18 protein-coding genes are annotated in these 13512 nt (G+C 56.7%); 2 read left to right on the forward strand and 16 right to left on the reverse strand.

What is annotated here, in order from left to right; genetic code table 11:
• Positions 1-83: 83 nt before the first annotated feature.
• From ACA373_RS09770 to ACA373_RS09845, 16 genes are all read right to left on the reverse strand, one after another.
• Positions 84-683 (reverse strand): tail fiber assembly protein, encoded by a 600-nt coding sequence (locus ACA373_RS09770; protein WP_370734399.1) that lies wholly within the window; start codon positions 681-683, stop codon positions 84-86.
• Positions 683-1735 carry a phage tail protein gene (locus tag ACA373_RS09775; protein ID WP_370734400.1) on the reverse strand — a complete coding sequence of 351 codons (1053 nt, stop codon included), beginning with the start codon at positions 1733-1735 and terminating at the stop codon, positions 683-685. Before ACA373_RS09775 ends, ACA373_RS09770 begins: the two co-directional genes overlap by 1 nt.
• Positions 1725-2336 carry a phage tail protein I gene (locus ACA373_RS09780; protein ID WP_370734401.1) on the reverse strand — a complete coding sequence of 204 codons (612 nt, stop codon included), beginning with the start codon at positions 2334-2336 and terminating at the stop codon, positions 1725-1727. Before ACA373_RS09780 ends, ACA373_RS09775 begins: the two co-directional genes overlap by 11 nt.
• Positions 2329-3225, reverse strand: coding sequence for a baseplate J/gp47 family protein (locus ACA373_RS09785; RefSeq protein ID WP_370734402.1), 897 nt, complete (start codon positions 3223-3225; stop codon positions 2329-2331). Before ACA373_RS09785 ends, ACA373_RS09780 begins: the two co-directional genes overlap by 8 nt.
• Positions 3212-3577 (reverse strand): GPW/gp25 family protein, encoded by a 366-nt coding sequence (locus tag ACA373_RS09790; protein WP_370734403.1) that lies wholly within the window; start codon positions 3575-3577, stop codon positions 3212-3214. Before ACA373_RS09790 ends, ACA373_RS09785 begins: the two co-directional genes overlap by 14 nt.
• Entirely contained in the window at positions 3574-4155 is a 582-nt protein-coding gene (locus ACA373_RS09795; RefSeq protein WP_370734404.1) for a phage baseplate assembly protein V, read from the reverse strand. Before ACA373_RS09795 ends, ACA373_RS09790 begins: the two co-directional genes overlap by 4 nt.
• Positions 4152-4790, reverse strand: a complete 639-nt coding sequence (locus tag ACA373_RS09800; protein ID WP_370734405.1) for a phage virion morphogenesis protein — start codon at positions 4788-4790, stop codon at positions 4152-4154. The genes ACA373_RS09795 and ACA373_RS09800 overlap by 4 nt, the downstream gene beginning before the upstream one ends.
• The gene (locus ACA373_RS09805; RefSeq protein WP_370734406.1) at positions 4787-5251 is read right to left on the reverse strand and encodes a phage tail protein; all 465 of its coding nucleotides are present in this window, start codon (positions 5249-5251) and stop codon (positions 4787-4789) included. Before ACA373_RS09805 ends, ACA373_RS09800 begins: the two co-directional genes overlap by 4 nt.
• A gap of 88 nt (positions 5252-5339) precedes the next feature.
• The gene (locus ACA373_RS09810; RefSeq protein WP_370734407.1) at positions 5340-5783 is read right to left on the reverse strand and encodes a DUF2570 domain-containing protein; all 444 of its coding nucleotides are present in this window, start codon (positions 5781-5783) and stop codon (positions 5340-5342) included.
• The gene (locus ACA373_RS09815) at positions 5780-6325 is read right to left on the reverse strand and encodes a lysozyme (protein ID WP_370734408.1); all 546 of its coding nucleotides are present in this window, start codon (positions 6323-6325) and stop codon (positions 5780-5782) included. Before ACA373_RS09815 ends, ACA373_RS09810 begins: the two co-directional genes overlap by 4 nt.
• Positions 6309-6611 carry a phage tail protein gene (locus ACA373_RS09820; RefSeq protein ID WP_370734409.1) on the reverse strand — a complete coding sequence of 101 codons (303 nt, stop codon included), beginning with the start codon at positions 6609-6611 and terminating at the stop codon, positions 6309-6311. The genes ACA373_RS09815 and ACA373_RS09820 overlap by 17 nt, the downstream gene beginning before the upstream one ends.
• Positions 6602-6802, reverse strand: coding sequence for a tail protein X (locus ACA373_RS09825; protein ID WP_370734410.1), 201 nt, complete (start codon positions 6800-6802; stop codon positions 6602-6604). Before ACA373_RS09825 ends, ACA373_RS09820 begins: the two co-directional genes overlap by 10 nt.
• The gene (locus ACA373_RS09830; RefSeq protein ID WP_370734411.1) at positions 6802-7296 is read right to left on the reverse strand and encodes a head completion/stabilization protein; all 495 of its coding nucleotides are present in this window, start codon (positions 7294-7296) and stop codon (positions 6802-6804) included. The genes ACA373_RS09825 and ACA373_RS09830 overlap by 1 nt, the downstream gene beginning before the upstream one ends.
• Positions 7297-7395: 99 nt before the next feature.
• Complete coding sequence (gpM, locus tag ACA373_RS09835; RefSeq protein ID WP_370734412.1) at positions 7396-8205, reverse strand: phage terminase small subunit; 810 nt, start codon at positions 8203-8205, stop codon at positions 7396-7398.
• A gap of 41 nt (positions 8206-8246) precedes the next feature.
• Positions 8247-9290: a phage major capsid protein, P2 family gene (locus ACA373_RS09840; RefSeq protein WP_370734413.1), complete on the reverse strand. Its 1044-nt coding sequence runs from the start codon at positions 9288-9290 to the stop codon at positions 8247-8249.
• Between the two features lie 24 nt (positions 9291-9314).
• Positions 9315-10154, reverse strand: a complete 840-nt coding sequence (locus tag ACA373_RS09845) for a GPO family capsid scaffolding protein (protein ID WP_370734414.1) — start codon at positions 10152-10154, stop codon at positions 9315-9317.
• Positions 10155-10311: 157 nt separating this feature from the next.
• Here ACA373_RS09845 and ACA373_RS09850 point away from each other — a divergent pair, with 157 nt between their 5' ends.
• Positions 10312-12039, forward strand: a complete 1728-nt coding sequence (locus ACA373_RS09850; protein WP_370734415.1) for a terminase large subunit domain-containing protein — start codon at positions 10312-10314, stop codon at positions 12037-12039.
• Complete coding sequence (locus ACA373_RS09855) at positions 12039-13094, forward strand: phage portal protein (RefSeq protein ID WP_370734416.1); 1056 nt, start codon at positions 12039-12041, stop codon at positions 13092-13094. The genes ACA373_RS09850 and ACA373_RS09855 overlap by 1 nt, the downstream gene beginning before the upstream one ends.
• The last annotated feature ends 418 nt before the right edge of the window (positions 13095-13512 follow it).

A 13512-nucleotide genomic window follows, 5' to 3' on the forward strand; every position in this document is an offset into this window, starting at 1 on the left:
AAGCAAAGCGGGCAAATCGCCCGCTTTTTTATTGCTGCTGTACCGTCAAAAATAACGTTCCCCGATGTGTATGACCAGCACCGTTATTTATGACGCGTCGGTGCGCGCGGCCAGTCTATAGTTGGGGCAGTAGTAGCATCCACAGCCTGCAAAGCCTGCACATATTTCATCCATGCAACCAGCGAAGCCTTATCCGCCTCGGTGATAATGTCCAGCCTTAACTGCGTCTGCCACGCCTGCGTCGTGCTGTTGGCCTCGGCAATACGTGCGGCCTTTTCATCCTCTGCCGCCTGTACCGCTGCGGCCTGCTGCGCGTCCGTATCCGTTACCCATTTTTCCCCGTCCCACTGGTCATGGTCGGTTGCCGGTGCCTGCGTGGTGGTACCTGCCGGATAGTCGCCCGGCGCGTTGATTTCTGTAGCCGAGCCGTCGATAGTGGAATACACCGTTTCACCACGGTGATCGGCAACGGTCAGCCAGCCGCCGTCGCGGTAAACTGCGACAAATCCTGCATCGATAGCCGGTGGCGCGCTGCTGCAAGCAAAGGCCGGTACGCCGACGCCCTGCGCTAAATACTCATCCGTTGCGCCAGTGAATTCGCCGCTTTCGGCATCAAAGTTATAAACCGTCAGCGTGCCGGATGCCTTCGCCAGCCCACTTTTGTCCAGGGTAATCTTAGCCATTATGCAGCTCTCACAATGTAGTTAAAGGCGATGTTTCGGGGGCGCATGGAAATCCATACGCCGCCCGGTGTTACTCCGGCCGTCGACTGCGCGCACGACATGGTGTTATCTGTCAGCGTTGCGCCCAGGATGCCATTGCCCGGCGACCTTGCACCGGCAGGCTGGCTGTTGGTGATGCTTTCTGCCTGGCTGAAAGCCGTACCCACCGTAGCCGACGACATTGTGTCGTCAGTGCCGTAGTAGTCCAGCGCCGCAGTGCGGATGCTGGTTGCGCCCTGCGTGGTGCCAATGCCGCGCCCGTTATCCACGCCGCGCCCGTCATCCCAGCCACGGATAAATTCGCCGCGTAAATCCGGCAGTTTCAGCGACGGATAGACCTTCGCCAGCAACGGATAGGCCGTGGCGCTGAATGATGCGCCGTTGCACTTCAGCCAGCCGTCCGGCGCGGTAGTCGCCGGGTAAGGCAGTGGCACGCCGACAGGAATGTAACTCCCGATATCCGCAATTTTAAGGTACTGCTGATGTGCATTACCGTCTGTCATATGCACGCCCAAAAGTTTGCTGGCATACGTCCTGGTTTCAATAATGTTATCGTCCACGTACTGCCGCGTCGCCAGCACTACTGACGGATCGATTTTCAGCGTGATTGCATCAGTGCTGCTGACAATCAGGATCATGCGAATAACCTGCGTGCGCCCGCTGCCCTCGGCGAGCTGCGGCTTATAGGTTTCCGCACAGTTGGCGACAGCAATCAGATCGCCCGCCGCATCAAACAATCCGATTTCACGTATCCACCACCCTCCTGCGCTCTCCGGGATCACCTGCTCAGCAATAATCTGGCTGGCATTAAGCGGATCAACTGTCAGCGCATTCAGCGGGCCGCGTCGCAGTTCATTAACCAGCGCTGTTTGAGCCACGTCAGGCATCGGCAGCGTTCCGCTGCCGTCGCCTACGGCCATTTCGGTAATTTTCAGCTGCTCGCCCAGCGCAGCAGCATTTGCCAGTTTTGCGGCACCAATATTTGTCAGCAGCGCAAAATATTTAGTCGCCATCGGTGACCTCCATGGTGTCAATTAAATGGATTGCCGCCCCGCTATAGCACGGGCCGCCTACGGTTATGCTCTCAGGTATATAAGGGTATACGGTTAATTCATCGCCCAGGCAGCAGGCAGCGCCGATCTGGATTGTGCCGGAGGATTGCAGTGATAGCATCAGGCCGGTCAGGTGCCTGCTACATGGCTTCGCATCGTTAATCAGTCGCTCCAGCTCGGGCCATGTTTCCTCTGTTATGCCCTGTTCCTGAATGCCAATTTCAAGCTGAAACGTGCCTGGCGTGCCGCCTGTTTCCCACCACTCTGTAATTCGGATCAGATAGCCGAATGGTTCGACGACGCTGCGCAACGCCGTGAACGTTCCCTTTTGTCGGTGTATCAACCATGCAGCCCTGATCACCTGTCTTTTTGTTTGTTCCGTCCAGTTTTTATCCCAGCGATCGACTGACAGCGCCCATGCCAGATACGGCAGCAGCTCCGTCGGGCATTCGGCGGAGTTCCACAGCTTGCGAAGTTCAACAGAAATTTCTGTAAGTCGTCCTGTCGCCAGCTCAGTGTTGCGCATAAATGCGCTGGCTGACGGCGGCAGCAAGCTATTCATCAGTGCCCCCGATCTTAATTGTGAAGCCTGTGCAGTACGCGGCCTGGGTATCATCGATCACGATATCGGCGGCGGGCGCTGTCAGTTCGACACGCTGCACGCCCTGCACATGCAGCGCAGCCATAATTGCAGATCGCGCGACGTCGCGACCTATGCGGCGATGTTCACTGAGCCATTTTTCCAGTGCCTGCCGCGCGGCGGTGTGAATGGGTTCTGATTCCGGGCCGGGATAGAAATAAAGAACCGCCTCAATCTGGTAGTTAACGATTTCCGCGGCCTGCACAGTCAGCCTGTCTGCAACAGGGCGCCGGTTGTCAGCAGACAACGCCGCATCTACGGTTGTCAGCAGTTCTGCGCTGGCCGTGCCGTTACCGGCAGTAGAAAGCACGGACACGATAACTACAGCGGGCGACGGACTCGTCGCTTTTGCGTCGGCAACCTCACCACTCGCGCTTTTTGCAAAATATTCATAGGCGCCGGTTGGCCCCGCCACGCTCAGGCCATCAAAAGCCGCCTGCGCGCGCAGCCGGAAGACGCTGTCGCTCTCCATTACCGCATCGGCGGCTTCTGTTGCAGGAGTAATGACCAGGCGTTTTGTGTCCAGATTTGCCGCCAGGTTATCAAGATCGTCAGAAACAGCGTGGCTCAGCATGCACGCGGCAGCCCCCTCGTTAATCCGATGCCGTAGCATCAGCTCGCGATACGCTATGACCTGCACGATAATGTTCAGAGGCTCAGACTCCAGCGCCAGCGCAGCGGCAACCGACGTCTGTTGCTCCTGCGGAAACGCCGCAATCATCACGGCTTTTACGTCGCTGAGGATGGTTTCAAAATCCAGCGTTTCGATGATCTGCGGCTGCGGCAGCTCCGATAAGTCAACTGTTGCCATTATCATTCCTCAGCGTCAGGGATGTAGCTGCTGTCTGCATGGTTTCAGTGATAATGCCGCTCAGTTCAGCCGTGACGGCACCGGTTTTCGACCAAGCGATATCAATCGCATTCAGCGCAATGCGCGGTTCCCATCTCGCCAACGCAATAACCGCCGCGCTCATGCAGCGCAGGCGCGTCACATCATTTTGCGGCTCGTCCAGTAAATCAGGGATCAGGCTGCCGTATTCTCGGCGCATGATGCGGCTGGCGAGCGGCGTCGTCAGCACATCACGCACGGCGCTCCACAGCTGATCTGCGTCAGTCAGCAATCCTGTGCCAACAGGATTCATGCCTGTATAACGCACTGTCATTGTGGGCCTCCGGTTCTGCTGAGGCCGCTCTGTACCCTGTCATGCACGTGCGTATGAACAACGACCCCATTTGACGACAGCGCGCCGCCGGAGTGCACAACGTCGCCAGCCAGCGTGCCGCCGTCTGTCAGTTCAAACGTCCGCGTTTTCAGATGTTTTGTGCATTCGACAAGCGGCGTTTCCAGCGTGATGCGGGCGGATGCCTGAATATGCGCCGTTCTCATGCCCTGCGCTTCCAGCGCCCCGGCGTCGGCGTCATAACTGAAACGGGCGCCATCTGGTGCCGTGATAACGATCTCTTTTGTGCTGTCGCCGGGTGCAGGGTTATCGTTGCTGTATGCGCTTCCGATGATGAATGCGGTTTCAGGGTTGCCACCGATGCAGCCCAGCCAGACCTGCTCACCCACGGACGGCGGTACCCAGACATTAAACGCCCCGGCGCGGGCGGTGCTCCAGCGCAGCCAGCCGGTTTCCAGCTCGCCGCTGCGCACGCGTACTCGCCATTTTTTTTCATCAACAGCAAACACGACGCCGACACGAAAAATATTTTCCAGCAGGCGCATCAGTTCAGCATTCATTGTGCTGCGCTCCCCAGGCTGTTGATCACCTGCTCCTGTATTGCCTGCTCGTCAGCCAGCGTGAAGCCCAACAGCTCGCGCACCGGGTATTTCGCAAAGGCGCCCGGCCCGATTTGATCGCGCTGGCCGTACTGATGCACGCGGGCAATGCGGGCGGCCACGCCGCCATAGCCCACACTGGCGCTGTTACTGTCCGTCTGCATTTTCAGAAAGCGATAACCGCGCAGGCGCTGGAACAGCGGTGATTTTTTATTAACGGATTTGCGCACGGCCTGCGTGTTGATTTCGATATAGCGTTCAATATCGGCACGGTAAAACGTTCTGATGCCGTTGCGATCCTCGCCAAATCCGGTCAGCGTGCGGCCGTGCCGTCCGCGTCCTCCGTGCCAGTTTTTCAGGCTGCGCAGTTCTCCCTGCCAGATAAATTTAATGCCCTGCTGCGAGCGCAGCACGCGGCGGCGGCGCGCGTGATATGGCGAGCCGTCCGGATTTTTCTGCGCCCTGATGCGTTGCTGCTGGCTGCGGCGCAGCGCCTGACCGACCGCGCGTAAAGTGCGCGTGCGACCGGCTGGCGACGTGCCGATCAGCACGTCGCTGAATACTCGATCCAGCTCGCGGAAAAGATCGCTGCTCACGCGTCAGCCTCCCACATCATGCCATCAAAAACAGTGCTCCAGTCACCGCGTGCTGACGGGATGCGCGGACGCGGCTCCGGCAGGTGCTCAGCGTGCGGAATACCCGCATCGTCAAGCGAGACGCGAACGCGTTCACGGATCGGCAACTCAAAAAGAACATCGGCCGTATCGTCGTTGTTAATAAGCGTCGTGAATTTTATCCCGCTGTTTTTCTGCGGATTCAGCAGCAGATCGGGCTGGTTATGCCAGAGCCACGCCATCAGCGGCAGCGTGAACGCGTCCAGGTCTCCGGCGAAATTCATCACAAACAGCACCAGGGTATAACGATACATAAACGACGGGGTTCCGCCGGTCGTCTCGATATTGCCCTCTTCAATAAAAACGGTGAATGCCTCCGGGTTTGCCCGGCACCATTTGTTTGAGCGCGTCAGCGCTTCGCGTAATGAATCGGTTTTCAGCATGGCGCCTCCTTAATTTTTATGCTGGCTTTCCAGTCCGGCGATGGCGGCTTTATCTGCGTTACACGCGTCCAGCGCGTCGCGCAGACGATCACTCCAGATTGCTATCACGCCCCACGTTACCGGCGTTGCCAGCTGCGGCGCTGGCGTCGGCGTGGTCAAACTTTCCGGCACCTGAGCGCGTATTATCCGCGTCTGAACCAGCGGTTTTTCGCCGGAGCAGCTCGTTACTGACGTTAGCAGGCACAACAGTACCGGCGCAGCCATCACTTTGTATTGCTGCCTGAATTTTTTCACGCCTTGCCTCCCCATCTTCATTGCGTTTCCTTTCGCTCTCTTGCACGGCCAATAATGCCGCACGGCTTTCAGCAACCAGCCAGCGCATTTCGTCGATCGCCGCCTCGCTGTCGCGCAGGCGGCTGCGGGTATAATCAATTTCTGCCTCGTTCAGGCCGCGCTTATAGCCGCAGTAAAACCCTGCCGACTGCAACGCGACTAGCAACAGGATGGCGAGCACGGTTGTCAGCAGCTTCACCGTGGTGCCTCCACATCGCGCAGGCACCAGGCCTTAAAGTCCTGGCGGCGGTTAGCCAGGCCCGCACTGCGTTTCCCGGCGCTGTTCACAAAATCGGTCAGCCTGTTGCACATCGCCGCCCATTCGTACGCCTGCGCATGCCGCCAGATTGTCGTGCGCCGCTGGCGGTGCTGGCGGTCTGTAAACCACATCAGGCCCGTACAGCCAACGTTAAACGCGGCGTCGGCCATTGCCTCAAAAGCTGACTGCGGCATCAGCTCACCGGCAAAGTTTTTATTAATGCAGTTTTCAGCGTGCTGCATATCGTTAATCCATCGTTGCGCGATCTCTTGCTCGCTGTATTCGCGCTGCTCCACATTACTAGTCGAACCAATGCCCACTGTCGCGACGCCTGCGATGCAACGATACGGCGTTTTTCGACAGTCCTCCCAGCCAGCGATTTTCTGCTGGGCTTCAGGTGACGAGCGCAATGCATCCGGGCTGAGCGTTATGCCCAACGCAACAACTGATGCGATGGCGCAACGTTTAATAATCGGTTTCATTGCTGTTTCTGATCTCCTTTAACAGTGCCAGCGCCTGCTGCTCTGACTCACTCAGCGCAAGCCGATCGGTGTTCTCCAGTATCTGGCTGATCAATTCATTGCGTCGCCGCTGCGCGCGTTCAATCCTCTGGCGGTGCAGCCAGGCCCGCGCAGCCGTAACCAGCCCTACTAACAGACCGGCCAGCGCAATTTTTTCGCTGATGGTCATAATACCGATGCCTGTAACCATGGCTGACATCGCAAACGCTACCCAGTCATTCAGGCGCTGAAACTCTGTTAATCCCATAGCTGTACTCTCTTTTGCTCTGCCTGCCTGGCGATTTCCGGCAGTTCGACCCGCTGACCAGCCGCCAGAAAAACCTGATTGCACAGGCCCGGATTGGCTGCGAGTACAGTTTCTGTTACGCCCTGTGTGGTGCCATAGTGGCGATAACAAAGCAGATCTACGGTGTCACCCTGATGCGCTCTGACTTTCATCAGCACAGCTCCGCAAACAGTCGTTGCGCATCCTGAATATCAGCGATACTCCAGCGCGCATCGCGCCAGAGATCGTCGCGCTGTAAATCCAGGGCGGCGGCTTCTTTGTCGCCCTTTGCGGTGGTATCAACGTCTCTGTAGCCTTCCAGTACCAGCGCACGGGCAATGGAATAGACGGCGCGCCGGTAGCTCCACACCTTTATGCTCTCATCATTAATCTGCTGTGCCGGGACAGCCTGCAAAGTGCTGTAGCCGGATGCCTGCTGCCCGGCCTGCCAGTCACGCAGCTGCTTTGTGACATGTGCCACGGCTTCGGTTGCAACATGCATCAGGCGCGACGTGGTGACGCCGCCGGTAATCCGCGCAGCAAGGCGCAATTCACGCAGGCTAATTACCGGCCAGAAATCGCCAGCGGCGATTGTCGCGTCGCCATCATCGACGTCAGCAATGTCACCCTCAGCGGGCAAAACAGACTTACGCGCTACCAGGCTCATACTCAGATCTCCTGAAAAATCAGGCGGTGGGCGAACGGTCAAAAGACCAGGAGCGGGCAGATAACTGCTCGCGCCGCCTGCCGGACGGGGCCGAAGTCGTTAATTCTTACCTTTGCGGGCGGCGGTTTTGCCCGTTTTACGGACACGCGTGGGTTTGCGCACGGTTGTTTTTGCGGCAGCTGGCGCCGGTGCAGTGACTATCACAGCTCCGTCAGTGTCTGCCGGTACGCTGTCGGCAGGCAACTTTTTCAGGTCGCGGGTCAGCACGCCGATTTCTTTTTTCACTCCGGCGTTCGGGTTACGCGTCATTGCCTCGCGATAAAGCCTCAGCATCGCCGTTTTTGTATCAGCATCGCTGGCGCCGCGACGCGAAACCGCGCGTGCTTTGCACAGCTTGGCACGCACGACGTCCGGCATATCACTTTCGGCGGTGATCTCTGCGACTTCATCCAACACGGCAGTAAACCCGGACAAATCAGCGTCAATATCCGCAGCGGCCAGCGTTAGTACTGGATTGCTGATCTCTTCGGTGAAAAATGTTGCCGCGTCGCGGTTGAAATTGTCGGGTAGCGTCAGGCCATGACGGATCACATAGCTGCCCAGCGCGAGCGCCAGCGCGTAATTTTGACAGTCAATCGCCCACACCATCAGCGTGCTGATAACCTCATCCTGGCGCCCGCTGTCGCCGTCCAGCGTTCCCTCGATCCATCCCGCATATTCCGGCAGCATCGCCGCTTTCATTTCGGCTTTTGTTGCGTCTGACTGCACACCTTTCAGTCGCGACTGATCGAGACGCAGCCGGTGCAGGATCTGCTCATGGGCCGTGCGCTGAATATCGCTTTCTTCGTCAGCCAGGCCCCGGCGCTCGGCCATGACCCGCTGAAAATGTCGTTGTGCCGGTGTCTGCATCTTAACTTCTCCCCGTCCGGCGGATATTCCCGCCTTCGCTGTTATTCCGCCGTCGCAAACTGGATGCCGTCAATAAACGCCACCTTGCCGTAATCCTCAACGGCAAAATCATCGTTAGACGACTGATACGTCGCAATGCGGTTGTAATGCGGTTCCTCAACGATGCTGCGGCGCAGCGCGCCGAGCTGGTAATAAATCGACAGGTTTTTAAACGAGGTGATCAGCACGCCGTTTGACGGGAAGTAAGGTGCAAAGAACGTCGGCAGCCCGCCTACTTTTTCCTGACTAACAATCAGTTGGGCGGCAATAAGTTCGCTGTTCGGGTTGCTCTGGCTTAGCGCGTTGAGTTTCGGAAAGTTGCTGGCCGTCAGCAGATCAGATGCCATGATCACAACCAGATCCGGCGCCTTGCGGTGCCACGATTCTAATAGGCTGTTTTTGGCGTCGAAAACAGCGGTGTCTAAATTACCGTAGGTGCCTTTAGCAACGATTTTGTTGTCTTCATCACGCGACGTAAGGGTAACGTCTTTGATGATGCGGTGTGACGCCTCGTTGCGGATCTTTTGCAGCCAGCCAACGCCGCAATCCTGAAGCAGCGGATTGGCAGCGCGGTCAGATTTTTCAGCGTACTTCGTGCCGTTAAATCCTATCATGATGCGATCGAGCGCAATCTGTTGGGCATTAGCCTGGCTGATCAACGCCTGAAAATTCGGCTGCATTGACCAGGTGTCAAGCTGTGCATAGCCCAGCCCGGAATCGTAGTTAATCTTGCGGCAGTGGTAGCTGTTTGGCTCTTTTGAATGGTTATCAACAGGCTGGCGACGGGCTGAGCCGTCACTACTGTTATTAGTGCTGGCGATCGGCCCTTTGCTGCCAATCAGGATTTTTTGCCCTTCCTGTGCCTTTACTGGAAATACGTTAATCTTTTTCAGAAATTCGTCACTTTCCATCGCAGCTTTTTCGAGGCGCTGCTGAACGGCCGGATCAACGTTGAACATTTGCGCGACGTCGCCCGGCTGCACGCCGTTCAGCTGCGCCTGACGGGCAATGTACTGGTTATAGAGACTGCGGGTAGAGTTTTCCATTTATCCTGTTTCTCGCGTTGGTTCTCAGAAATCAGCCAGCTGGCCGCCAGCATTGCCGCCACTGGCGGGCTGGCGCTGAGAAAAGTTGTTGTCCTGTGTTTCCAGTTTGCCGGTCAGCGCAGCCAGATCGGCTGTCAGTTTTGTGATGGTCTGGCTGTCCTGCTGGCGCTGCTGCGCCAGGCTGTTGACGCTATCGAGCAGATCAGCATGGGATTGCGCAACGCTTTCCACGGCTTCGCGCACCTGGCTGAACTGTTCGCCGTCGGATTTGCGGCCCTTACCGATAATCCCCATTACACGCCCAAACCACTGTCGCCCCTCATCCCTGCGCTGTTCTGACAGCTCGATTAACTCGGCTTCAATGGCTTCTGTAAACATGGCCGGTTCGCCCTGTCGCTGATGGAATGCCTGCACCTGCTGACGCTGCTGCGCGGCAAACTTCAGGCGTTCGGTGCCCAGACTTGCAGGCGTATCAGTCATTGCCAGGCCCACAACGTAGGCTTTGCCGTTTAGCGCAAACTGCGGATGCAGCTCGATACTTGAATAGACCTTTTTCCCTTCGCCGGTCATCGTTTTCATTCGGTCTGTAGGCTCAATTTCTGCATAGAGCGCCGTCCTACCGGCAAGCGGCCCCTCGGTAATATCGTCTGCGCTCAGTGCCACAACGTCGCCCATCGCTGCAAAGTCGCTATCCGGGAACGGCGAAAGATAATGTTCGACGTTGACCCGCGCGGCATATACACCCGGACTGTAATTAGCCGCCGCTTCGCGCAGGTGTTGAGGCTGGATCTCCCGACCATCTACCGTTGCGCCGGAAACCGCGACGCGGAATTTTTTACGCGCTGGTTTTGTTGCATTCGCCATATCAAAATCCTGTCGGTTGTTTTCTGTCCGGCCATGATTACAGAGCGTAACCCGCTGTCTCAACGAGGTTTTGTTGTCGGAGAGCGGCCAGAGCCAAAAGGAAGGGCGACACCTCCCGCGCGCGCGGTAATCTCCCCGCCATAGACTGGAGGGGCTGATGATTCAGGACGCGTTTGTACGACAGCGAGCGAGGCAACTTTACTGGCAGGGTTATCCGCCAGCGGAAATTTCGCGATTAATGGGGATTAACCAGAACACGGTTTACGCGTGGAAAAAACGCGACGAATGGGACGAAACGCCGCCCATTCAGCGCGTCAGCCAGTCTGTAGATGCGCGCCTGATTCAGCTGACGAGTAAGGAGAGCAAGAGCGGCGGCGATTTTAAAGAGATTGATCTGCTGACTCGCCAGCTGAAAAAACTTGCTGACGGCCAGCCTGCTGCGGCCTCAGGTAAAACGCCCCGCAAACGTAAGCCCAAAAATCATTTTACTGACGAGCAGATTGCTGGGCTGCGCGTGAAAATTATGGACTCGCTGGCCTCGCATCAGCGCGATTGGTTTGAGCAACGGCATCACCGCAACCGGATGATCCTAAAGTCCAGGCAGATTGGCGCGACCTGGTATTTTGCCCGCGAGGCGCTGCTTGATGCGTTGCGCGACGACGTTAAATATCCCTATCAGCGCAACCAGATATTTCTTTCTGCATCCCGCCGTCAGGCGCACCAGTTCAGGGGGTTCATTCAGAAGGTGGCGGAAGAAGTAGACGTCGAGCTTAAGGGTGGCGACAAAATCGTACTGAGTAACGGCGCAGAGCTGCATTTCCTCGGCACGTCCGCTGCAACAGCGCAGTCATATACGGGTAACTTGAAGTTTGACGAATTTTTCTGGGTCAGCAACTTCACAAACCTGCGCAAAGTCGCAGGCGCAATGGCGACGCTGAAGGGGCTGACACGCACCTATTTCTCCACACCGTCTGGTGAAACACACGAAGCGTATCCGTTCTGGACGGGTGACCGCTGGAACGAGAAGCGCCCGAAGGCACAGCGCAAAGCGTTTGATGTGGGCTGGAAAACGCTGAACAGCGGGCTGTTATGCCCGGATAAAACTTGGCGTCAGATTGTCACCCTGAAGGATGTGATAGAAAACGGCTGGGAGTACACCGACCTTGAAGAAATCCAGGATGAAAACAGCGAGGATGAATTCCGCAACCTGTACATGTGCGAGTTCGTTCGCGATGGCGAGTCGGCCTTCAATCTTAACGCCCTGATTGGCTGCGGCGCAGATGGCTACGACGAATGGCCGGACTGGAAACCTTTTGCGTCCAGGCCAATGGGTAATCGCGCGGTCTGGATCGGCTATGACGCCAACGGCAGCAGCGGCAACGGTGACAGCGGTGCGATTTGCGTTGTAGTGCCGCCGCTGGTGCCGGGCGGTAAATTCCGCACGGTGGAAACGGAACAGGTGCGCGGCCTTGAGTTTGAAGAGCAGGCGAAAATTATCGAAAACTTCACCTTCAAATACAACGTTCAGCATGTTGGCATCGACGTAACTGGTGGTAACGGTGAAGCCGTTTACCAGATAGTGAAGAAGTTTTTCCCGATGGCAATGCCCTACACCATGTCAATGACGTCAAAGCGCGCCCTTGTGCTGAAAATGCTACAGCTGATCCGTGCCGGTCGCTGGGAATATGATCGCAGCGAACGCGCCTTGATCAACGCATTTAACTCTGTTCGCAAGGTAAAAACGCCTGGCGGATTCATCACCTATGACACTGACCGCTCGCGCGGCGTCAGCCACGGTGATTTAGCCTGGGCGAATATGCTCGCCATTATTAACGAACCGCTGGGTCAGGAGAGGGGCAGCGGCGGGTTTGCTATGGAGTTCTGATGAAAAAACACAGCAGTAAAAAACATTCTGCCATAAATAGCGGTGCTGGCGGGCACGACATTGGCGAAGCATTAAAACGCGATCCGGCGATGACTGCATTCACGTTTGACGGCCCCTACCCCGTCACCGGCGCACATGACCTGCTGGATAACATGTATTGCACGGACAACGGCCGGTACTATGAAACGCCGGTTGACTGGTACGGGCTGGCGCGCTCGTTTGGTATGGCGTCATGGCACCAGTCCGCGCTGTATTTTAAACGCAACGCGCTGACCGGCTGTTTTATCCCGCATCCGCTGCTGTCGCGTCAGGGGTTCTCTGCGTTCGTGCTGGACTGGTTTGTTTTCGGCAATGCCTATCTGGAGCGACGCGATAATCGACTGGGCGGCGCGCTGGCGCTGCACCATGTACCTGCAAAATACACGCGGCGCGGCAGCGATCTGGATAATTACTGGTTTATCCGGCAGTGGAAAGACGAGCACCAGTTCGCGGCCGGCACGGTTTGTCATGTTCTGAATCCTGATATTCACCAGGAGATCTATGGGATGCCGGAATATATGGGCGCCCTGCTTTCCGCCAGTCTGTCGCACTCTGCTGACATGTTCCGTAAGCTCTACTACGACAATGGGTCACACGCCGGATGCATTATCTATATCGGTGCATCGACTGTAGATCAGGAAAGTATGGCGAACGTCAAAAAGACGCTACAGGACGCGCGCGGCAAGGGCGCATTTAAAAACCTTCTGCTGCACGCGCCAAACGGCGGAGAAAAAGGCGTGCAGATCATTCCGTTCAGTCAGATCTCAGCGAAAGACGAGTTCCTCAACATCAAATCAGTGACGCGTGACGACATACTCGCTGCGCATCGCGTGCCGCCGCAGCTGATGGGCGCCATGCCGCAGGGTGTTGGCGGTTTTGGGGACATTGAGAAAGCCGCTCGCGTCTTTGCTATTAACGAGCTGATGCCTGCCATGGAGGCGCTAAAACACGTCAATGACTGGTTGGGTCAGGACGTGATCCGCTTCAATCCTTACGCCCTTCTCAAAACTGAATAGCCCGCCCCGCCGCATACCGTGCGGCGGCACAATCCTGCTCACCTCATTGTAAAACGCATCAGCACGCCTCTGGCAATCGCAACATCATAGCCGGACGCGGCATTATTTCGCCCACGCAACGACCAGAAATGGCCCGAAAACGCTCCAGATCGCAGTATCTGAGGTATACCACTGCCAACCCCCTGCCGCGCGGGCTGTTCCCCCGTCACCTGCACGCGACATTCGCTTCGTTTTTTGTGCAAGCGTAGATCTTCGTGAAGGCAGGCGCAATGCGGCTTGATCGCGATAAGATCCGGTAAAATAATCTGTGCAACATTGTGCGCTGTTTTGCAGCAGCAAACAGACAATAAAGCCGAGTCAGGGCGGGGTTTGTGCGCTAGTCAGTCAAACCCTGTGTAGGTTTATAATGAGAAAAATT

The organism is Erwinia sp. STN24 (assembly GCF_041320675.1).
Lineage (GTDB): Bacteria > Pseudomonadota > Gammaproteobacteria > Enterobacterales > Enterobacteriaceae > Erwinia > Erwinia aeris.